This window comes from Ekhidna lutea, from assembly GCF_900188325.1.
Lineage (GTDB): Bacteria > Bacteroidota > Bacteroidia > Cytophagales > Cyclobacteriaceae > Ekhidna > Ekhidna lutea.
On sequence record NZ_FZPD01000005.1, the window covers coordinates 223426 to 245768 of the forward strand.

Here is a 22343-nt window from a genome sequence, read left to right on the forward strand (position 1 = left end):
GATGACTCAATTTATGATCTATTTTTCTTCTTCCTTCTTGGCTTTCGCTTTAGTTGTCTTCTTAGGTGTAGCCTTACCTGCATCTTCCATTTTATCTTTAAGAGCAGAAAGTGCATCCAGGTCACCTAGTGTAGACTTTTCAACTTCTTTGTTGATCTTGTCTAGGGTGTTACCTTTCTTGCCACCACCAGACTTCTTAGCTGTAGAGGAAGCTGCTTTTGGCTGTTCTGCATCCTTATCCCAAACAGAAGTATGAGAAAGAACAATTCGCTTATCATCTTTCGAGAATTCTAACACTTTAAACTCAAGTGTTTCGCCCTCAGATGCGTTAGTTCCATCTTCTTTCTTCAGGTTTTTAGGTATAACCTGCCCTTCGAGACCATACGGAAGTTCAATAGTTGCAAACTTGTCACCGATATTAGTGATTGTGCACTTATGAGTAGATCCTTTGGTGAATACTGTTTCGAATGTATCCCAAGGGTTCTCCTCAAGGTGCTTATGGCTCAATGCCAATCTTCTGTTTTCAACATCAAGCTCCATTACCTTCACTTCTAGCTCTTCGCCAACCTTCACAAATTCTGAAGGGTGCTTGATTTTCTTCGTCCATGAAAGATCTGAAACGTGAACAAGACCATCAATACCTTCTTCAAGCTCAATGAAAAGACCGAAGTTGGTAAGGTTACGTACAGTTCCTTTATGCTCAGTTCCTACTGCATAATTCGTAAGTACATCTTGTTTTGTCCACGGATCTTCTGTAAGCTGCTTGATGCCAACAGACATTTTTCTTTCTTCTCTGTCGATAGTCAATACTACAGCCTCTATCTCGTCACCTACATTTATGAAATCAGAAGGATTTCTTAAGTGCTGAGACCATGACATTTCAGAAACGTGAATAAGACCTTCAACTCCAGGGATGATTTCAAGGAATGCACCATAATCTGCTACATTCACAATCTTACCTTTCACTTTAGATCCTACATCGATATCCTTATCAAGTGAATCCCAAGGATGATCAGTAAGCTGCTTCATACCTAGAGAGATTCGTTGCTTATTGTCATCGAAATCGAGAACAACAACATTTACTTTCTCATCTAGATTAAGCACCTCTTCCGGATGGTTGATTCTGCCCCAGCTGATGTCAGTAATGTGAAGTAAACCATCTACACCACCAAGGTCGATGAATACACCGAAGTTGGTCATGTTCTTAATTACACCTTCTAGTACCTGACCTTTTTCAAGGTTATTCAGGATTTCAGCTTTTTGCTCTTCGAGATCTTTCTCGATTAGTACTTTGTGTGAAACAACTACGTTATCGTTCGTGTAGTTGATCTTCACAACTTTAACTTCCATAGACTTCCCTACGAATACGTCAAAGTCTCTGATAGGCTTCACATCTATTTGTGAACCAGGAAGGAAGGCTTCTACACCGTAAACGTCCACGATCAAACCACCTTTGGTTCTTCGCTTCACGAACCCTTCAATTACCTCGTCATTGTCAAGTGCACCTTGGATAGATTCCCATGCCTTAACAATTTTTGCTTTTCTTCTCGAAAGAACAAGCTGTCCATTAGCGTTTTCTTGTTCTTCAATGTAAACCTGAACTTCATCGCCAGCTTTAAGATCCGGCATATCTCTGAATTCAGACAGAGAAACCAGTCCGTCAGATTTGAAGCCAATATTTACGATCACTTCACGATCCGTAATACCAACTACAGTACCTGAGATAAGTTCTTTTTCAGTAATCTCTGTAAGTGTATCTTCATAAAGCTTCTCCATGGCTTTACGATCTTCCTCAGAGTACTCATCTTCAAAGCCACCCTCAGCGTCAAAGTCAAAATCGTCATCTTGCTCTTCAATAACTGGAGCAGGAACTTCTTTTTTCTCTTCTTTCTTAGCTTTTGGTTCTTCTTTCTTTTCCGCTTGTGCCTCTACCTTTTCTTCCTTCACCTCTTTCTTTTCCTCCTTTTTAGTTTCAGCTTTAGCGTCTTCTTTCTTTTCAGCCTTTGCTTTGGTTTCTTTTTTTGCAGCAGGTTTCGAAGCTTTCTTTTCTTCTTTTACTTCTTCTTTTTTATCCTCTGCTTTTTTTGTTGCTGCTTTCTTAGTTGTGGATTTAGCAGCAGTTGCTTTTGCTTTGGTTTCTTTTTCCTCAGCTTTTGCAGTTTCTTCTTTCTTTGCCATAATAAAAAATGACTCCCATCAATACACTGTGTCAGTTGGAGTCAGAACTGACCAGCATTTCTATTAAACATTCTTTGATATAAAATCAAAGCGCTCCATTTTGGAACGGAGCGCAAAGATAATGTTTAAATAGATTTTTGTTAATAAAAACTATGTTATTCTTCTTCAAGGAAGAAAACCGGAGCTATCTCATCCTGAGTTTTTAGTTTTCTGAGCTTTTTCTCAATCGTACGTGTTTTTTCCTGTTTGCTGAAATGGATAAGTTGATCATGTACTCGATCGATTTCTCTTAACAAATCAACCTTATCGGTATAATTATTATCGTCCAAGGCATTGATTTGGGCCTGTCTATAATCAATTAACGTTTGCCCTGCTTTATAGATATGTTTCTTAATTGCCTGAGTCATTACCTGTGATCCTTCTCCATACCCCACAAAAACTTCTTTTTCTATGAAGTAAAAAGATTGAATTGTTTCTTTTCTCCTTTCGATTTTACTTTCCAGGCTTATACATTGCTCTTTCAGTGATTCTGAACTGCTACTTTCAGTTCTGGCTTCTGGTTTCTCACCCGGGCTGTTTATTTCAGAATTTCTTTGATCTTGTGCACTTGCGAAAAAAACTGAAAGTAGAAATACAATTAAATAGATGGAAGAACTTTTCATGTGACTAATTTTGGTGATTAGTAATTTTTGCAGCGAATTTATAAATCTTATGAAAAAATCCCTTACCGTTTACCTGTGTCTTTTGACCGTACTTACTATTAGTTGTAATCAAACGACAGAAGGGCCAGAAATACAGGCCGACAAGATCATTTTTAATGGACCTATTTACACAATGGACGTGAAAAACCCAGCAGTGGAGGCTGTAGCTATCAAAGCGGATACTTTTCTATATGTTGGCTCAAGGGACGGTGTAGATGCTTTTTTAGGAGATTCAACCCGAATCATTGATTTAAACGGGCAGGCGATGGTGCCGGGACTTACAGAGGGCCATGCACACATAATGGGAGTGGGTTACAACCTATTGAATGTGGATTTACGTGAAGCAAAAAGTTATCAGGAGGTTGTGGATATGGTTGCGGAACGTGCAGCAAACACCCCTGAAGGCACATGGATAACAGGCAGAGGGTGGCATCAGGATAAGTGGACCGAAAAGCCGGAGATGACCAATGGATTTCCCACCCACGACTTACTTAGTGAAGCTGTACCTAACCATCCGGTCTGGTTGAAACACGCCAGCGGGCATGCAGCTTTGGGTAATGCAAAAGCAATGGAAGTAGCTGGAATATCAAACCAAACTTCGCAACCAGATGGTGGAGAGATATTTATGAGTGTGAGTGGTGAGCCTACCGGAATATTCAATGAAACGGCCCAAGGGTTGGTAACAAAATCAATTCCTGATGCCACAAAAGAGAGCGATGAGCAGGCTTTAAAACTTGCACTTGAACAGTGCTTTAAATACGGAATTACCGGATTTCATCAAGCCGGTTCTGGTCCGGATCATATAAACCTATACAAAGAATTTGCACAAAGGGGAGATTTAAAGCTTCGACTCTATGTCATGTTGAATGGTCGGGATGAGGCATTATTGAATGAATATTTTTCTAATGGCATAGAAGAGGACCTGTATGATAATCAGTTAACCGTTCGGTCTGTAAAATTATATGCTGATGGAGCTTTGGGATCCAGAGGCGCCTGGCTGCTAGAAGAATATACGGATGCACCGGGCGTACATGGACATAATGTGATGCCGATGGATGAAATTGAAGCAATTACAGCTAATGCATATAAGGCCGGCTTTCAGGTATGTGTTCATGCCATTGGAGATAGAGCAAATCGCGAGGTACTGGATATTTATGAGCGCACATTTAAATTGTATCCTGAAAGTGCCTCTAAGGAGCCTCGTTTTCGAATAGAGCATGCGCAACATTTTCATCCGGATGATATTCCAAGATTTGCAGAGATGGGCGTTATTCCTTCCATGCAGGCTATTCATATGTCTTCGGACAGGCCATGGGCTATCGACAGGCTCGGTCAGCAACGCATTGAATGGGGGGCTTACATGTGGCAGACACTTCTACAGTCAGGAGCACGAATTGTTAATGGTACGGATGCACCAGTCGAGCCAATAACACCCCTTGCCAGCTTTTATGCTTCAGTAAGTAGAAAAACATTACAGGGAAATCCCGAAGGTGGTTATGAGCCTGCCGAAAAAATGACCAGAGAACAGGCACTAAAGTCATATACCCTTGACGCTGCATATGCAGCATTCAGAGAAGACAGAAAGGGGAGTATAGAAACAGGTAAATGGGCAGACTTAACTATCCTTGATAAGAATATCATGACCATCCCCGAAGATCAAATTCTGGAGACCAACGTGTCAATGACTATCATTGGTGGTGAAATAGTATATGAAGCTGAATAACAGGAAATTACCTTGATCGTACAGCAAAACGTTTCATTAAAACCCTATAACACCTTCGGATTGGATGAGAATGCCGGTTTTTTGGCTATCGTTGATTCCATCGAAGACCTGGATGAAATATTTCAAACCGGGAGGTTCAGAGCGCAGAAAAAAATGATCCTTGGTGGAGGCTCCAATGTCTTATTTACGCGAGGCTTTACGGGCCTCATTGCGAAAAATGAGATTAGAGGAATCCAGGTTCTCAATGAAACGGAAGAAGATGTATTGGTTTCAGTAGGTGGTGGTGAAAACTGGCATCAGTTTGTGCTTTGGTGCGTGGAAAAAGGATATGGGGGAGTTGAAAACCTGTCTTTGATTCCAGGCACAGTAGGGGCGGCTCCCATGCAAAATATTGGAGCATATGGTGTCGAACTAAAGGAAGTGTTTCATTCGCTTGAGGCCTATGAGATCAAAACTGGTAAAACCATTTCCTTTTTTAAAGAAGATTGTAAGTTCGGATATCGCTTTTCTATTTTTAAAGGTGAACTCAGGGATGAGTTTGTAATCACTAAGGTGTTTTTCAAACTATTTAAGAAGCCGAAATTCAATATTTCTTATGGGGCCATTAAAGAAACATTGGAAGAGATGGGGGTGCAGGAGCTGACACTAAAGAATGTCAGCCAGGCAGTAATTAATATTCGTCAGTCCAAACTTCCTGACCCAATGGATATTGGAAATGCAGGCAGCTTCTTTAAGAACCCGATTATTGAAAAACTACATTTTGAGGCCCTTGAGGCTCAGTTTCCTGATATTAAAAGTTACCCTATTAACGCTGAGTCTATTAAAATCCCTGCAGGATGGTTGATTGAAAAAGCGGGATGGAAAGGTTTCAAGAATGGGGAGGTAGGCGTTCATGACCGACAGGCCTTAGTGTTGGTTAACCATGGAAGTGGACGTGGTAAAGACCTTTACAAACTTTCTAAAGACATTCAGAAGTCCATTCACAACCAGTTTGGCATAGAGCTGGAGCGAGAAGTGAATGTGATTTGATCACGATTGAGATTTTTCAAACCCTTCTTTAGTTAAGATCATTGGCGTAATAGGAATACTATAAAATTCAGAGGTAGATCCAGTGACTTTTGCACCCAATGACAAGAGCAACTTCACGGTAATGTCTCTTGCATCAATTACTATTTCTTCTACCCCTGTCTGAAACAAATCTGAAAAGGATTGAACGGCCAGCTTTTTTCCAAGCCCATGACCTCTCTGGTTTGAACCTACGGCCAGACGCCCCCAGTGCCATTCTTTACCGTCTTTCCAGGCGGCTACTGTTCCAACAATTCCTTCACTTCTGACGCACCACCAAAATTGTTCATCAAATGGGAGTGGAATGAGTTCTTTTGGAATGTGTTGCTCTTTCGTGAAGACCAACTCCAAAAAAGTATACGCTTGCGGTAGCAATGATTTATCTAGTTTTTCAACTTCCAATCGATTCATATTTTTCAATATTCCGATTAAAGTAATGCAATGAGGTAAGAATTGCAGAAATATTTATGTGGTTATTTTCGAGGATGATTGAGCAACCCCTCTACATCCTTGCAGTCCTTTTCTTTTTGATATTCCTGAGTGAGTACCTATGTAAGCACACGTTTCTAAAACACATCAGCAGCTCGTTGCTGGTGATCATATTGGGAGCGATTGTAGCAAACCTTGAGTTGATTCCGTCCGCATCAGATGCCACCCCGGTCTATGATGCCATATTTCAATATGTAGCACCAGCCAGTATTTTCTTTTTGCTGTTAGGTGTTAACCTGAAACAGTTAAAAAAAGCAGGACTTCCTATGCTCATAGCATTTGTACTAGGCTCGGCAGGTACAATGATTGGAGTTGTGGTAGCCTTGCAACTGATTGATTATCAAGCTGTATTTGGGGTAAACTATGCAGCAATAGCGGGTATGATGACCGGAACTTATACTGGTGGGAGTGCCAATTTCAATGCGGTGGCATTACACTATGAGGTTTTTAGGGAAGGTGCCATTTTCACCGGAGTGGTAGTGGCTGATAATATCGTTACGGCTGTTTGGATGATGATCACCCTCAGCATACCGGTCTTTATGCAAAAAATACGCCCTCATAAGGAGGTGATCAAAGGGGACAACCATGACGGTGAAGCAGAACGGGAAGAAGAAGCCATCAATCCTTCAAACCTGGCCATTTTGCTGGCTGTTGGAGTGGCTGCAATCTGGATATCTAACGAGCTTTCAGCTTGGATGGAAGCCGCTGGTTTCGGGATTCCTTCCATTTTAATACTAACCACTATTGCATTGATTCTGGCACAAGTGGGGACAGTCCAGCGAATAGCCGGGGCGAAGCTTTTAGGTATGTTTGCGGTTTATCTTTTTCTGGTAGTGGTTGGGGCATATTGTGAGATTGGAGCGCTTGTTTCAGTCGGCGCACATGCTTTTGATATACTGCTATTCACTGTTATGATTGTAGTAATTCACGGGGTGTTTTTATTGATATGTGGCGTGCTGTTAAAGTCAGACTGGTCGATTATCGCTGTGGCCTCTCAAGCAAACATCGGAGGTGCAAGTACCGCACTGGCACTCGCTAAAAGTGTAAAACGAAACGATTTGATCCTGCCATCTATCCTGGCCGGTTCCCTGGGTTATGGATTGGGAACATACCTTGGCTTTTTGGTCGCAGGAATTTTGGGTGGGTGATTTGGAATTTAAATATCCAAGTCAAAGCCTGTTTTGATTTTAAAATAAAAAAAGCCAGACCTTACAGCCCGGCTTTCCTTCAGGTTGGTTATTAGACGTTAGTCTTCATCCACTTCCATTTCAACGGTTGTTTCCATTGGGTCTTTGTTTTTCACATTCTCCTCCAACCATTTGTCTTGCTCCCATAGTACATGCATGATGCTCTCTTTGGCACGATAGCCGTGACTTTCTTTTGGTAGCATCACCAGACGTGCTGGTGCACCCAAACCTTTTAGTGCGTTGAAATAACGCTCACTTTGCATCGGGTAGGTTCCGGAGTTATTATCGGCTTTTCCATGTATCAATAGGAGGGGTGTTTTCATTTTGTCCGCATGCATAAACGGTGACATGGTGTAGTACACCTCGGGTGCATCCCAATAGGATCGTTCTTCTCGCTGAAACCCAAACGGAGTGAGTGTTCGATTGTAGGCACCACTCCGCGCTATGCCAGCTGCAAACAAATTCGAATGACTCAAAAGATTCGCCACCATAAATGCACCATAGGAGTGGCCTCCCACACCTACACGATTACGGTCGATATAGCCCAGTTCGTCGACAGCATCAATCGCTGCTTTACCATTTGCTACAAGCTGTTTCCTGAATGTATCGTTGGGCTCTTCATCTCCCTCACCAACAATAGGAAAGGCAGCATCATCCAATACCACGTAACCACGAGTTACCCAGAATATTGGCGAACCGTACCATGGGTAAATGAATTCGTTTGGATTTGTAGTATTCTGTCCGGCACTGGACTTGTCTTTGTACTCAACCGGATATGCCCACAAGATCATAGGCATTTTTTCTTTCTTCTCTTTATCATATCCTACCGGTAGGTAGAGCGTACCAGTCAGCTCAAGTCCATCATCACGTTTATAGGTAATCACTTCCTTGTGCACATCCTGAATGCTTTTGAATGGATTCTCAAATTGTGTGATAGGTTTTAAGGCTATCTTCTTTTTGATGTTGCGTAAGTAGTAATTTGGATACTCGGTCGGAGATTCAATTCGAACCAGGATTTCTCCCTTCTTCATATCTATCGCGTCTACCAGATCTTCTACTTTGTCTGTGTATGCAGATTGATACAGTCTTTTGGTCTCACCACTTTCCAGGTTTATTTGATCTACAAAAGGAAACTGACCTTCATCAGTAAAGCCATCACCCATCAGGTAAGCATTTCCATTGTCAATAGAAAGGACTGACTGATTATAGTTGTTTTTTGTAGTTACGAAATTCCCCGGATTACTATAGGCATCCTGGTAGTTTCGATCGAAGATGATTTTAGCCTCTTTCGAATTATCCGATGGGTTAAATACGTATGTTTTTGTGTTTCTATTATCAAACCAATAGTCATAGGCTACAGCGACCTCATTGGTTCCCCAGGTGATCGCAGAGAAGCGATTTTTGGTTTTCAGCAGGGATCGTTCTTCCCCGGAGAATGGTGCGGGAAGCTCAAATACCTCATCCCGGTATTCCATTTCGTTGGCAGGATCGCCACCATCTAGTGCCAACGCCCAAACCATCGTGGCTGGCTTATCCCCACGCCAACTAAATGATCGCTTTTTATCAGTAGTGGCCATAAAACCTTTTGGACGCACTTCATCAACCGGCATATCGAGTAGCTGCTTCACCAACTCCCCATTTTTGCTATAGATGGATGTTTCTGAAGCAAAACGGTAATATGGAACCAGGTAGGAGAACGGTCTCTTTATGGTTGTCATCAGCACATAATTTCCATCAGGTGAGAAGTCCATTCCTCTGTGCATACCAGTGTCCATCCACTTTGACGTGTTGCCATCCAGTGTTACTTTATGTATCTCGGATCGCGCCAACTGCTCAAAGTTCTTTTCATCCGTAGGATCTGTTAGTAGATCCTGATAGGTACGATTTTGTGCTTTTGCGCCAGTGCTTTCTGTCACTGTTGGTCCGGTTGGTACGGCTGTTTCTGTATCAATAAGGGGCTCACGGTCTCCGGGGAGCATCTTTACAAGTAAAGCCTTGTTGTCGGTAAACCAGGTCATCGGCCAACCCATATTGGCATTTGCGCCAGCATTGGTCAACTTCTTGGCCGAACCTTTTTCTACATCCAGCACCCATATTTCCACGCCTGTCGTTGTGGTGTGAGAGAAAGCCATCATGCTTTCATCCGGAGACCAGCTGAAATACGCCAGTCGAGGGTTTTCAGGTAGTCCGGTCACTTGCTTGGCATCCGCATCAAAGGCTTTTTTCACCTTGATGTTGTTGTAGAAAGTGGTACGGCTCCCGATATTGGTCACCGGGTTGATTCGTAATCCACCTAGTCGCAGTTCTTCTTCAGAAAGTTCTGCGATGGTCTTGTATGCATTGCGGTAAAGCAGCACAACGTTTTCACCCTTATTGTCAATGCGTACCCAGGGTGCGAGCGGAGCATCAATAAGCTCTTTGATCTCCTGGGGTGGTTCCTGATACTCAAGACCTCCTTGTGCGAAGGAGCCCACGCCCAAAGCAACCAGTGATAGATAATTTAATATACGTTTCATGATCCAGCTGTTAAATTGATTGAATCCATGAAGTTATAAAATAAAGAACTTCGATTTTGACCGTTTGTGTAATGGAATTCCCCTTAGTACAAAAGCCCAATTTCAAAATTGCTTCAAAAAGGCACTTTATGTTTGCTTTATGAAATTACTGTTGGTGGAAGATCAGGAAGAGCTCGCATCCAGCATTCGAAACTATTTTTCGAAAGAAGGTGATGTGTGCGAGGTTGCCGACTCCTTTGCAAAGGCTACAGAGAAACTCTATGCATTTTCCTATGATGTCCTTTTGTTGGATTTGATGCTGCCTGATGGGGATGGACTATCCCTTTTGAGGGTGATAAAAGAGAACTGGACAGATATGGGTGTGGTTATAATTTCGGCAAAAAACGCATTGAATGATAAGCTTAAAGGGCTGGAATTGGGCGCTGATGATTACCTCCCTAAACCATTTCATTTGGCTGAGCTAAATGCTAGAGCAAATGCTGTGTACAGAAGAAGGAAGCAGGATGGAAAACGAACGTTGAGTTTTAACGAAATAGAGCTTAACCTGGATAACCATGAGGTAATGGTGAACGATAAGTCGATTGAGCTGACCCGAAAGGAGTATGAGTTGCTGCATTACTTTGTTGTGAACCAAAACAGGTTGCTAACCAAGCAAGCCATTGCGGAGCATCTTTGGGGGGATTATATGGATACAATGGATTCGTTTGATTTTGTGTATCAGCATATTAAAAACCTTAGAAAGAAGATTATGGAAGCAGGAGGCAAGGATTATTTAAAAACAGTTTATGGTGCAGGATATAAAATGAAGGACGAATGAATCTGATCGCACGTATAACCATACTTTTTGTGTTTGTCTCGCTGGTCGTATTTCTTATTGGCGGAGTGATCAGCTTCAATGTAATGATGCGTGAAGTGAATTTTGAGCAACGCAGGTTTTTGATTGAACGACTAGATGGCTTGGAAAAGCGGTTGGAGCGAAGACCTGTTAAAGACACAGCCAGCTGGACTAAGCTAAAGATCATTCGGATGCCTGAGCTTATGGAGGATAGGACCTCCTTTTCTGATACGGTGGTGATGCACAATCAACTGGATCGACTGGAGCCTCACCTACGCCTTGATGCTGTCAGGACTGTAGATGGAGTAAGTTACCAAATAAGCTTGTATGATATCATCATCGAACCGGATGATATAAGAGACGGTTTGGTTGAGTCATTGGTGACAATGTATTTAATTCTGCTTGGGGCTGTTTTAATTATTGGATTTATGGCTTCTTATTTCATCCTTCGGCCATTCAATGTCACACTTGATATCATAAAAAACTTCTCGCTAACGGGTTCTAATCAACAAGTTGTTTTCCAAAAATCTAATGTTATTGAATTCAATCGATTAAACCATTTTTTGGAAGAAATGACTAATAAGGTTCGCTCTGACTATCAATCGCTGAAGGAATTTTCTGAAAATGCGTCACATGAACTACAAACCCCACTTGCTATCGTCCAAAGTAAGCTGGAGGTACTGATGGACGGAGAAAACCTAACGGAAGAGCAGTTAGAACAAATCAGCTTTGTTCAAAGCGCCATAAAGCGATTGAGTAACCTCAGTAATGCGTTGGCTTTACTTACCAAAATTGAAAATAGAGAGTTTGAAAATGTATCGGAGGTGGATCTCTCAGGTCTGCTATCCAAAATGCTGGAAGAATTCAAAGAGTTGATAGAGCTAAAGTCAATCGAGCGAGATGAATCAATTACTGAAACAGCAAAAATTCAGGCTGATCAGGTGTTGATTGAGCTGATGCTTACAAACCTGATCAACAATGCTATTCGACACAACTGGGAGGGCGGTAAAATTAAAGTTGATCTCAATGGGTCAGAACTAACTATAAGCAATACCGGGCAAGAATTAACCATTCCGGGAGATCAGCTTTTTGAGCGATTCAAAAAATCAAATCAAAGCAGCCACTCGATGGGGCTTGGTCTGGCTATTGTGAAAAAGATCTGTGATTATTATGATTATGAAATTGGGTATGAATACAAAGACGATTTTCATACCATTCACATACGGTTTTGACCTTCGGTAGAAAGAATTTTAAATCTTCAGAATTGCTTCAAATTTCACTCAAACATGCATCAAATATGCGTGTTAATCTTGTATCATGAATAAAAAAGGACTACTCATACTATTTTTAACAGGCCTGATGACCATGACCTTAGCTCAGGTTCCACAACGAGGAGGGGAGCGCCCCACATTTACCATTAAAGGACAGCTGGTAAATGCGTCAGATAAACAGCCGGTAGAGTTTGCTACTGTGAGTGTTTTTGCTACGAAAGATTCATCGCTGGTCACCGGTGGACTCACGGATGTTGAAGGACGATTTGAAATCCCAACGAGACCAGGTGTATTCTACATCAAAATCCAGTTTATGGGTTTTTTGGATGTAACTATTCCTGACGTAAGACTAAACAGAAACAATCAGGTCTATGATGCTGGGGAAGTAGAGATTAAAGAAAATGAAACCCTCCTGGAAGAGGTGGTTGTACAAGGTGAACGGACGCAAATGGAGTTAACCCTGGACAAGAAGGTTTTTAATATTGGTAAAGATCTAAGCAATCTCGGAGGTAGTGCGACAGATATTTTAGACAATCTTCCTTCCGTACAGGTAGATGTAGAAGGAAACGTAAGCTTAAGAGGAAGTGAAAACGTAAGAATACTGATAGACGGGAAGCCATCAGGGCTTGTGGGGCTAAGCAGTAACGATGCACTAAGGCAGCTCAACGGTAACCTCATCGAAAGTGTGGAGGTAATCACCAATCCGTCTGCAAGGTATGATGCTGAGGGTCTGGCTGGAATTATTAACCTGGTTCTGAAAAAGGATAAAAATAAGGGATTGAATGGGAGCTTTCAGGTCAATACAGGAGCACCGGCCAATCATGGGGGTTCAGTAAATATGAATCTAAGAAGAAACTGGATCAATTTTTTTACTAATGTGGGTGTAAACTATCGCAGATATAATGGGTCTGGTTTTTCAGAGCAGGAGTTTTACAATTCAAGCCCGAGTAGTCCTTCATTCACCTTTAGAGATCGCTCGCATGATCGAGGGGGGCTGAGTTATTCTGCTCGTTTTGGGTCAGATATTTACTTTAATGATCTTAATACACTTACTCTATCATTCTTGTACCGTTACTCAGACGAAGAAAATGATACTAGGCTTATATATCGTGATTTTTATGAGCCATCGGGTGCAGACTCAGTATCACTCAGAAATGATCAGGAGGGAGAAGGAGATGAAAACCTGGAGTATGCATTGAATTATACCCGAAACTTCAAAAGAAAAGGACAAAAGTTTACCGCTGATTTTCAGTACCAAAACAATAACGAGCAGGAGCGCAATGATCTTGTACAAAGCCAGGGTAGCAACTTCAATAATCAAGTTCCATTCCTTTATCAAAAAGCAGTAAACGACGAGATAGAAGAGCGGTACATGCTACAAGCAGACTATATTCATCCTTATGCAAAAGATGGTAGGCTTGAGCTTGGAACACGATACACGGATCGTTTGGTTGGGAATGATTACCTGGTGACAGAACGTAACGAAAGTGCGGATTATGTAACTGATCCTCGTTTTTCCAATGAGTTTGAATACGAAGAAGATGTCTTAGCAATATATGGTATTGTGAGTAATAAATTCAATAAGCTGTCATGGCAGATTGGTGCCAGATATGAACAAACCAAATTGATCACCTTTCAAAAAACAGACACGATTCGTAATGAGCAAAACTATGGCAACCTATTTCCTAGTGCCTTTCTGACCTATCAATTGACGGAGACACGGGCTGTTCAGGCTAGCTATAGCAGAAGAATCAGCAGACCAAGAGGTAGGAGACTTAATCCATTCAGCTCTATTTCAGACAACAGGAATTTCTATGTGGGTAATCCGAACCTGCAGCCGGAATTCACCGACTCTTATGAGCTTGGTTATTTGTTAAACCTCGAGAAAGCTTCATTTTACGGAGGTGTTTATTATCGCTACACTGAGGGCGTAGAGCAGCGCCTGCGAACCACAGATGAAAACGGGATTACGTTCACTCGACCTTATAATGTTTCTATTGAGCGGTCCTTCGGTGCGGAATTTAATATCTCGCAGGATTTGACAGACTGGTATCGGGTAAGTGGAAATGCAAATTTCTTTAGGTCTTATGTGCCGGGAGGGTCTGTCTCTTTTGGAGATGAAGTACTTACCTATGATGAAGCGGAAGCAGTTTCGCTTTCGACTCGGGTGAGTAATAATTTTAAGTTTAACAACTTGTTTGACGCCCAACTAAATGTCAATTACCGAGCCCCACGTAATACCGTTCAAGGTAAAAGATTATCGGTTACTTCTGTGGATATAGGTATGTCAAGAGATGTGCTGAAAAACAAAGGAACCCTGGCATTCAATGTTCGGGATTTGTTTAACACGCGGAAGCATAGAAGCGAAACATTCAACACGAATTCGTTTCAATACAGTGAATTTCAATGGCGATCAACTACTGCCACACTTTCCTTCACCTATCGCCTAAACCAGAAAAAGCAACGTAACCGCGATCGCGGTGAAGGTGGCGAAGGTGATTTTGAAGGAGGAGATTTTTAAAGACTATTTTTGAGTAAGTTGGTGACCCTCCTTAGCTGCAAAGCGGGAGGGTTTTTTAATTAAACTGGATTTGATGAGAGGCTAAGGACTTCCCGCCTTTACCAATATATTTCAGTTGGATTGATGGTTTACCTGCAATCCAGATAATGGTCATAGTAGCAAAGTTTCTTTCATGGATTTTATTCTTCAATCGAAAGCGATTGTTTTCTTCAGAAATAGTAGATGGACTATTGAGACTGCTGGATGTAAGTTCATATAAAGGATAATCATATCCTTCCAAATCGAGTTTGGAAACTTCGGACAAATGTCTGTCTCCAGAGATTATTATTAGAGGCGTATCAATTTTTTTAATGGTATTTAACAGACGCTCTTTTGCCATGGGAAAATTACTCCACTTTTCCCAGCGGTGCTCTTCCGGAATAACCTGAATTCCAGAAGCCAGAATAAACAGATCTATTTCATTGTCAGAAAGTTGATTTTCCAGCCACTTCCATTGTGTTTCGCCTAAAATATCACCTGTTTCATTCTTTAGCGCTATTTTGTCATCCGTTCCTGGATTTTCCCATTTCAAAGAATCCCTAAAATAGCGGGCATCCAACAGGATTACCTTGATATTCCCCTGACTGTTATTGTAAGTATAAGATTGGTAGGCACCTTGTCTTTTTCTTGCCGGGTTGTTCTTGTCTACATTCAGAAAGTCGAAAAGCAAATCCCTGCTTTGATCCTTCATTGGGTATTCGGCACCTCCATCATTTACACCAAAGTCATGATCATCCCATATGCCGATGACGCTGGAGCGAGACAGGAGAGTTTTGTAGCCGGTATGTGATTTTTGCTGGTCATACTTTGCTTTCATCACATCCATATCCTCCGTGTCACCATAAATATTGTCACCCAGCCATACCCAAAGGTCCGGGTTCGTCTTATTTACCTCAGCCCACAGCTGACTTTCCGGTTGATCCTGCTTGCTACATGAGCCAAAAGCAATACGAAGGATTTCTTTATTTACTGCAACGTCTGCTTGTTGAGCTGGAGCAAGAAAGGTTATAAAAATGAGCGAGATGAGAAGGACTTTCATACTGGAAAGCTACTCAAGTATTTGCAAACAAGATTTTGAGTTATTAAGCTTATACCAGCTCGGTTACATTATCCAGGTTACCTTCATACTTTTCAACGGCTACACCAAATCGTTTCAGAAAATCGATTCCTTCGTCTGTCGGGATGCCCTTATACTCAGCATAAGATTTAAGATAAATAACCTTTTCAACCTTCATGGTGTAGATGATTCGCGCACATGCAATGCATGGAGATAAGGTAACATAAAGTGTAGCGCCTTCTACATCTGTTTTGTTTTTTACAGCGTACAAAATAGCATTTTGCTCCGCATGAAGTGCTAGAGAGCAGCTACCTTTTGAGTCTCGGGGGCAACCTTCTTCCGGCCATTCCTGATCACAATTGTGTGTGCCGGAGGGTGGTCCATTATACCCGATGGAAATAATTCTGGTGTCTTTGGTAAGTACCGCACCAACATGGCGTTTGATGCAGTGAGATTTCTTGGCCAGGTTTACTGCCAATTCCATGAATATATCGTCAAATTCCGGTCGCTCCATACTGCGAAATTAACCTGCTCAAACCGAAATAGAACCAAATAAGTAAATGACTCGTTCGATGCGGTTTGACATTCGTATTATTGTCATTGATTTAAAATCTAAAAGTATGCGCAAAACAATCTTTATCCTTTCGCTTATATTCTCTTCCTCGCTACTGGCACAAGAAGCTGAGCCAACTATGAGTTTTGAGGAATACAATCCAATTTCGACATTGGTAGTGCCTGAAAATCCGGTAAAGAGAGCAAAGTTTCCTTTTGTGGATATTCACAGTCATCAATGGAATCTTACGAAAGAGCGAATTGCTTCCTTGGTGGAAGAAATGGATGAATTGAATATGGGTGCCATGGTTAATTTAAGTGGAAGGGGTTTTAACAGAGAAGCCGGGGATATTGGAAGTCAGGAATACCTGGCTGGAATGGTTAGAAGGGTAGAAGGAGAAGCTCCCAATCGAATAATCGTTTTTACGAATGTTTCGTTTAAAAATATTGGTGAAGATGGCTGGACAGAGCAAGCGGTAAGGGAGCTCGAGGAAGATGTAGCTGCGGGCGCAAGAGGACTGAAGATTTATAAAAGCCTGGGGCTAAGGTATGAAGATACTGAAGGAAAAAGAGTAGCTATTGATGATCCACGAATTGATCCTGTATGGGCTAAATGTGGTGAGCTGGGAATACCTGTGCTCATTCATGCAGCAGATCCGAAACCATTCTGGGATGACATGAATGCTGATAATGAACGATGGTTGGAGCTGAAGTTAAGACCGGGCAGAAAGCGCGGACCAAATGATCCGGCACCATTTGAACAGATCATCGCAGAGCAGCATAATATTTTCAAAAAGCATCCGAACACCACCTTTGTTAATGCACATATGGGCTGGATGGCCAATGATCTGGATAAGGCTGGTGAGCACCTGGAAATGTATCCAAATGTATATTTTGGTATAGGTGCTGTCATAGCAGAGTTTGGAAGACAACCACGAAGAGCCAAGGCCTTTTTTGAAAAGTATCAGGATCGGTTACTTTTCGGAAAAGATGCATACAATCCGGAGGAGTTTTACACATACTTCAGAGTCTTGGAAACAGAAGATGAATATTTTCCATATTACAAAAAGTACCATGCATTTTGGCGAATGTATGGATTGGGGTTGTCGGATGAGGTACTGAAAAAGATCTATTACAAGAATGCGTGTAAGATTATACCCGGGCTGGAGCTGAGTCAGTTTGAAAAGTAAACTTTAACCACGGAGAGCACAGAGAATCCACTGGGGCTCAGAGAATTAATTAGTAGATGAAATTTCTGTTATCTCTGAGTTCAATCTCAGAGACTTCTGCGGTTAAACAACTTAATGCTCCTTAAACTGCCGCTTTTTAATCATTCCACCCCTCAGGTCTTTCACGCTATTCATCACAATGAAGGCTTTTGGATCAATGTTTTTGATTTTGTTTTGTAGACTGGCAATTTCAAGCCTGGTAATTACAGAGTAAAGAATTTCTGAATCCTGAAGGTCTTCCTTTGGCCCAAAACCACTGGTACCCTTGTAGATGGTGACGCCACGACCCATCTGATCGGTAATCATCACCCTTATTGCCTCACTACGGTGTGAAATAATGATCACTCCAATATATTCTTCCACACCCTCCACTACAAAGTCTATTGTCTTGGAAGCAGCCAGGTAGGTAAGTATTGAGTACAGTGCAATTTCAATTGAAAGGAGGTATGCCGCTGTAGAGAAGATTAAAATATTGAATACAAGAATCAAATCGCCAATGGTCAATCCGGTAAGACGTCCCAGGTAAATCGCAAGCACTTCGGTTCCATCCAACACACCACCACCCCTTACTGATAATCCTATTCCAGCACCTAAGAAAAATCCTCCAAAAACAGCTACCAGCAATTTGTCTGAGGTTATTATTGGGTACTCAATAAAGGTTAGTGCCAGTGCCAATCCCATGATGGCAAGGATGCTTTTGAATACAAATGATCGTCCAATCTGGAAATAGCCCAGTACAATGAATGGGATGTTGATTACAACAATTAAAATAGGCAATGGGTATCCTGTAACGGCCCTGGTAAGTAGTGAAATGCCGGTAACTCCTCCATCAATGAAGTCATTAGGTAGGAGGAACCCCTTTAATCCAAAACCTGCTGATAATATTCCTAATACAAGAAACACAAACTCTTTAAGCCAACGGCTCACTCGTTCACGTACCTCTATGGATTGACGGGCAAGTGTGATGTCGCTGATTTTTTCACCTCTACCACCAAGTAGATTTTTTAGCGATTTGAGAAATTTAAAAACGGGTCTGGATTTATTCACTTACTGGCTTTTTCTGTAATATTCCATTGCTTTAGGCATGTTGGCTTTCAGGTCTGAAATTCTTGTGTCATGTGAGGGGTGAGTGGACACGAATTCTGGTGGAGACTGCCCGCCACTTTGTGCAGCCATTCGCTCCCAAAATTTAGGTGCCTCCTGTGGATTGTATCCAGCCATTGCCATGAAGTACAGTCCAAGTTTGTCTGATTCTGATTCGTGTTTTCTGGAGAATGCGAGTATTCCTAGTGAAGTTGCGGCACCAGCTCCCTGCATGATGATTTCAGTTGGAATGGATGGTGCACTACTGCCACCGGATAATAGGATGCTAACTGCGGAAAGTCCAAATTGAGCTGCATATTGCTGACTGATTCGTTCACGGCCATGATTGGCGATGGCATGAGCAATCTCATGTCCCATTACTACAGCCACCCCTGTCTCATCTTTGCAGATGGGCATTATGCCGGTATAAAATGCAACCTTCCCACCAGGCATACACCAGGCATTTACTGTTTCTTCATCGATTAGGTTAAACTCCCATTTATAGTCATTCAGATAGCTGGATTGCCCCTGATCTGCAAAGTATTGCTCAACCGCACGTTGTATTCTCGTTCCCACGCGCTTCACCATACGCGCCTCATCTGTTCCAGTAACAATTTTGCTTTCCTTTTTTACCTGCTCATACTGGTCAAAACTCATTGGAAAGATTTGATCATTACCTATAAGTGCGAGTTGCGACCTGCCGCTCATCGGTACATTGGCACATTGGAATAGGAGCAAAGCAAGAAAAAGGAGGGATAGAGAAGCTAACTTATGTTTCATGAGTAACAATTTTGGATGAAGATAATTCTATTTCAAAAATAGAACGTTAGATTCATTTTTTGATTCCGTTTTACTACCCAATGTCATGCCAGAACTGATGAGTTTCTCTCTTTCAGTTTCGGGTGGTTGAAAAAAATATACCCGAAAGCAATTCCAAAGAAGAGATAAACAATAGCAATAATGATCCACTCGGGTTCGGTGAGTAGATCAGTCAGTACAGGTTTTACTAATGCAAGACCACCAATCCCAAAATGACAGAAATTTCCTATGGAAACAGGCCTTCCATAAATTCCTCCAATGAGATTGGCTTTTGCGGTCCAGTTGATCATGGCAAAGCCAAAATATAATGCACCTAATAGTTGGAGGATTAATGCATCACCAGAGTTTAGAAAGGTCGAGATTTCCTGTGGAAAAAATATGAGCGAAATGCCCATGCCACCCAGGAAAATAGCGCTTGCTATCATCAGAATTTTCGTATTCATAAAAATGATTTTTTGAAAGATAAATTGATTAGCGAAACCTTAGATACTTTTTGTTGCGAACGGCAAGTTTCAATTATTTTTAATCCATGAAGAAGATTAATTGGCTGGATCACTTTGCTAATTTACTTGTTGTGATCCTCGGTATTAGTATTGCTTTCTACCTGGAAGGGTATAAGGAGGAGACCAATAACAGGGCGAGAGAGCAGAAATACCTCGAAAGCTTAATCAAGGATCTTGAAGCTGATCTTGAAGCATTAGATACTCTACAGCAGATTAATCAGATGATCACTAAATCAATCGTTACTCTTTCAGAGGCAACTTCTGGTAAGGAATATGAGGATTTTGCACAGATCAGGAATGATATTTTGACCATTCAGTATAATCCACCGTTTGTGCCGCAGCGAACGGTTTACGAGTCAATTAAATCTTCTGGTCAGATCGATAAGATTTCTGATTTCGAAATTAGAAATGAGGTTATTGAATTATATGAACAGTACTATCGGGGTACCAATCAATATGATGAAGCTTTGAATGAGCATGTTAGGGATTTTATTAAACCATTTTTTATGAAAAACATCAAGTTTACCTCCAGGTCCACTGTCGCAGATGACTTCTTAAGGAATAATGAATTTCAAAATATGATCTATGCGTACCGTTTTCTTTTTACCGCAAAAGACGGATTTTACGGAGAGGTGAAAAAGAAAGTTGAAGATGTTAAGGAGAAGTTGGACGAATATTTAACCGGTTTAAAATAAGTTAAGCCAACTCTTCCCATTTTTCCATTAGTCTCTCAAGCTCTTCTTTCTTCTTATTGTAGTCGATGTTGACCTTTTCGTACTCCTGAGGGTTTTCGTAAACCTGAGGGTCAGCCATTTGTGTTTCCAGCAACTTAATGTTGCTTTCCAGCGCTTCAATTTCTTTTTCTACATTTTTCAAATCTTTAATAGCTTGCTGTTCCTCTGCATTTGTTCGCTGCTTAGTGTTTTGCTTTTTCTCTTTGGGCTTGTCTTCCTTCTTTGCTGTTTCTTGCCCTTTATTATTCTTATTCCACCACCATTCAAACTCTTTGTATGTGCCCGGGTATTCCTTTACCTCTTTATCTTCTATGTACCAGATCTTATTAGCAACCTGCGTGATAAAGTGCCTGTCGTGAGAAACAAGTAAAAGAGTCCCCTCGTATTGCTGAAGAGCCTGAACCAAAATACTCACCGACATCATGTCCAGATGGTTTGTAGGTTCATCGAGTAGGAGGAAGTTTGCTTCTGAAATTAAAGTTTTTGCAAGCGCTACTCTCGATTTCTCACCCCCTGAAAGCACTTTGATTTTCTTAAACACTTCGTCATCGGAAAATAAGAAACAGCCAAGTACACTTCTTAGCTCTTGTTCTGTTTTACCTGTTCCTGCCTGCTTTAGCTCCTCTAGCAAATCGTTTTGAACCTGAAGCGATTCCAGTTGATGCTGGGCATAAAATGAGTTGATTACGTTGTGGCCGGTCTGTACTTTTCCTTCATGCGATTCTGTTCCTGCAATGATTCTTAGCAAGGTAGATTTCCCTTTTCCATTTGCCCCAATCAAAGCGATCTTATCACCACGTTCTATGCCAATCGAACTGTTTTTGAGGATATCCAGGTCTCCATATGACTTGGATATATTTTCCAATCTTTTCACATGTCTTCCTGATTTGGTTTTGAAGTTGAATCGAAAATTCACCTTCATGTTTTCATCAACAACCTCTTCCACCCGGTCCATCTTTTCCAACATTTTCATTTTGGACTGAGCCTGACTGGCTTTAGTGGCTTTAGCTTTGAACCGTTCAATGAATCGCTCCGCTTCTTTGATCTTCTTCTGCTGGTTTTCGAATGCATTTTGCTGAAGTTCATTCCTGAGCTCTTTTTCTTCCTCATAGAAGTCGTAGTTGCCGGAGTACACATGAAGATCAGCTTGCGTGACCTCAACAATCTTATTCACCGTTCGATTAAGAAATTCCCTATCGTGAGATACGATGATATAAGCGCCTTCATACGATTGTAAGTAGTTTTCAATCCATTGAATAGAAGGTAAGTCAAGGTGGTTTGTCGGCTCATCCAGCATCAGTAGGCTTGGTTTCTCCAATAGTAGTTTCGCAAGCATAACACGCATTCTCCATCCTCCGGAGAATTCACTTAATGGACGTTGCAGATCGGAAGTCTTAAAACCAATACCTTCCAATATCTCTTCAGCTCTGGACTGCAATGTATATCCTTCATTTGCCTCAAATCTTTCCTGGAGTTTTGTTAATTTGTCTACCAACTCATCGCGGTAGTTTTCCTCCATTTCCTTTATCACCTTATCGATCTCTTTTTGTATCTTCATTGATTCGGCAAAGGCTGTCATAGCTACCGATAAGATGGAGTCCTGGGTTTGAAAAGAGAGGAGGTCTTGATTCAAGAACCCAATTGTAGTGTCTTTACTCATCGATATTTTACCACCGGATGGCTGGGCGTCATTCACCATCATTTTAAGGAGGGTAGATTTACCGGTTCCATTCAATCCAATCAGTCCAATCTTGTCTTTTGGACCGATGAATAAAGATGCCTCATCGTATAGCGCCCGGTCCCCCAGGTAGTAAGAAAGATTCGTAATATCGATCATGCGC

Annotated in this window: 18 protein-coding genes; 8 read left to right on the forward strand and 10 right to left on the reverse strand. The window is 41.6% G+C overall.

Annotation, left to right across the window (positions count from 1 at the left end; translation table 11 throughout):
* Positions 1-18 precede the first annotated feature (18 nt).
* Both rpsA and CHB71_RS14925 read right to left on the reverse strand, forming a co-directional pair.
* The gene (gene rpsA, locus CHB71_RS14920; RefSeq protein WP_089357741.1) at positions 19-2178 is read right to left on the reverse strand and encodes a 30S ribosomal protein S1; all 2160 of its coding nucleotides are present in this window, start codon (positions 2176-2178) and stop codon (positions 19-21) included.
* Between the two features lie 155 nt (positions 2179-2333).
* Complete coding sequence (locus CHB71_RS14925; RefSeq protein ID WP_089357742.1) at positions 2334-2840, reverse strand: hypothetical protein; 507 nt, start codon at positions 2838-2840, stop codon at positions 2334-2336.
* Positions 2841-2889: 49 nt separating this feature from the next.
* Here CHB71_RS14925 and CHB71_RS14930 point away from each other — a divergent pair, with 49 nt between their 5' ends.
* On the forward strand, positions 2890-4602 hold the full coding sequence (locus CHB71_RS14930; RefSeq protein ID WP_089357743.1) for an amidohydrolase: 1713 nt from the start codon (positions 2890-2892) through the stop codon (positions 4600-4602).
* Positions 4603-4614: 12 nt separating this feature from the next.
* Positions 4615-5631: a UDP-N-acetylmuramate dehydrogenase gene (gene murB, locus CHB71_RS14935; protein WP_089357744.1), complete on the forward strand. Its 1017-nt coding sequence runs from the start codon at positions 4615-4617 to the stop codon at positions 5629-5631.
* Here murB and CHB71_RS14940 read toward each other — a convergent pair whose 3' ends face one another.
* Complete coding sequence (locus CHB71_RS14940) at positions 5632-6078, reverse strand: GNAT family N-acetyltransferase (RefSeq protein WP_089357745.1); 447 nt, start codon at positions 6076-6078, stop codon at positions 5632-5634.
* 74 nt (positions 6079-6152) lie between these two features.
* Here CHB71_RS14940 and CHB71_RS14945 point away from each other — a divergent pair, with 74 nt between their 5' ends.
* Complete coding sequence (locus tag CHB71_RS14945; protein ID WP_089357746.1) at positions 6153-7304, forward strand: DUF819 family protein; 1152 nt, start codon at positions 6153-6155, stop codon at positions 7302-7304.
* A 98-nt stretch (positions 7305-7402) separates the two neighbouring features.
* Here the strand turns inward: CHB71_RS14945 and CHB71_RS14950 are convergent, their stop codons facing one another.
* Positions 7403-9859, reverse strand: coding sequence for a S9 family peptidase (locus CHB71_RS14950; protein WP_089357747.1), 2457 nt, complete (start codon positions 9857-9859; stop codon positions 7403-7405).
* Between the two features lie 139 nt (positions 9860-9998).
* On the opposite strand from CHB71_RS14950, the gene CHB71_RS14955 reads away from it, so the two are divergent.
* The 3 genes from CHB71_RS14955 to CHB71_RS14965 all read left to right on the forward strand — a co-directional run bounded on the left by CHB71_RS14955 (position 9999) and on the right by CHB71_RS14965 (position 14486).
* Positions 9999-10676 (forward strand): response regulator transcription factor, encoded by a 678-nt coding sequence (locus CHB71_RS14955; RefSeq protein WP_089357748.1) that lies wholly within the window; start codon positions 9999-10001, stop codon positions 10674-10676.
* Positions 10673-11926, forward strand: a complete 1254-nt coding sequence (locus CHB71_RS14960) for a sensor histidine kinase (RefSeq protein ID WP_089357749.1) — start codon at positions 10673-10675, stop codon at positions 11924-11926. The genes CHB71_RS14955 and CHB71_RS14960 overlap by 4 nt, the downstream gene beginning before the upstream one ends.
* A gap of 85 nt (positions 11927-12011) precedes the next feature.
* Positions 12012-14486 carry an outer membrane beta-barrel family protein gene (locus CHB71_RS14965; protein WP_089357750.1) on the forward strand — a complete coding sequence of 825 codons (2475 nt, stop codon included), beginning with the start codon at positions 12012-12014 and terminating at the stop codon, positions 14484-14486.
* A 55-nt stretch (positions 14487-14541) separates the two neighbouring features.
* On the opposite strand, the gene CHB71_RS14970 is transcribed toward CHB71_RS14965, so the two are convergent.
* Together CHB71_RS14970 and CHB71_RS14975 are read right to left on the reverse strand one after the other, a co-directional pair.
* Complete coding sequence (locus tag CHB71_RS14970; protein ID WP_089357751.1) at positions 14542-15564, reverse strand: alkaline phosphatase D family protein; 1023 nt, start codon at positions 15562-15564, stop codon at positions 14542-14544.
* Positions 15565-15613: 49 nt separating this feature from the next.
* Entirely contained in the window at positions 15614-16096 is a 483-nt protein-coding gene (locus CHB71_RS14975; protein ID WP_089357752.1) for a deoxycytidylate deaminase, read from the reverse strand.
* Between the two features lie 106 nt (positions 16097-16202).
* Here CHB71_RS14975 and CHB71_RS14980 point away from each other — a divergent pair, with 106 nt between their 5' ends.
* Positions 16203-17324 carry an amidohydrolase family protein gene (locus CHB71_RS14980; RefSeq protein WP_089357753.1) on the forward strand — a complete coding sequence of 374 codons (1122 nt, stop codon included), beginning with the start codon at positions 16203-16205 and terminating at the stop codon, positions 17322-17324.
* Positions 17325-17435: 111 nt separating this feature from the next.
* Here CHB71_RS14980 and CHB71_RS14985 read toward each other — a convergent pair whose 3' ends face one another.
* The 3 genes from CHB71_RS14985 to CHB71_RS14995 form a co-directional block, all read right to left on the reverse strand.
* Positions 17436-18410, reverse strand: coding sequence for a YitT family protein (locus tag CHB71_RS14985; protein ID WP_089357754.1), 975 nt, complete (start codon positions 18408-18410; stop codon positions 17436-17438).
* Positions 18411-19226: a M48 family metallopeptidase gene (locus tag CHB71_RS14990; RefSeq protein WP_089357755.1), complete on the reverse strand. Its 816-nt coding sequence runs from the start codon at positions 19224-19226 to the stop codon at positions 18411-18413.
* Between the two features lie 83 nt (positions 19227-19309).
* Positions 19310-19708, reverse strand: a complete 399-nt coding sequence (locus tag CHB71_RS14995; RefSeq protein WP_089357756.1) for a hypothetical protein — start codon at positions 19706-19708, stop codon at positions 19310-19312.
* A gap of 86 nt (positions 19709-19794) precedes the next feature.
* Here CHB71_RS14995 and CHB71_RS15000 point away from each other — a divergent pair, with 86 nt between their 5' ends.
* The gene (locus CHB71_RS15000; protein ID WP_089357757.1) at positions 19795-20463 is read left to right on the forward strand and encodes a DUF6090 family protein; all 669 of its coding nucleotides are present in this window, start codon (positions 19795-19797) and stop codon (positions 20461-20463) included.
* Between the two features lies 1 nt (position 20464).
* Here the strand turns inward: CHB71_RS15000 and abc-f are convergent, their stop codons facing one another.
* Positions 20465-22339 (reverse strand): ribosomal protection-like ABC-F family protein, encoded by a 1875-nt coding sequence (gene abc-f, locus CHB71_RS15005; protein ID WP_089357758.1) that lies wholly within the window; start codon positions 22337-22339, stop codon positions 20465-20467.
* Positions 22340-22343: the final 4 nt, after the last annotated feature.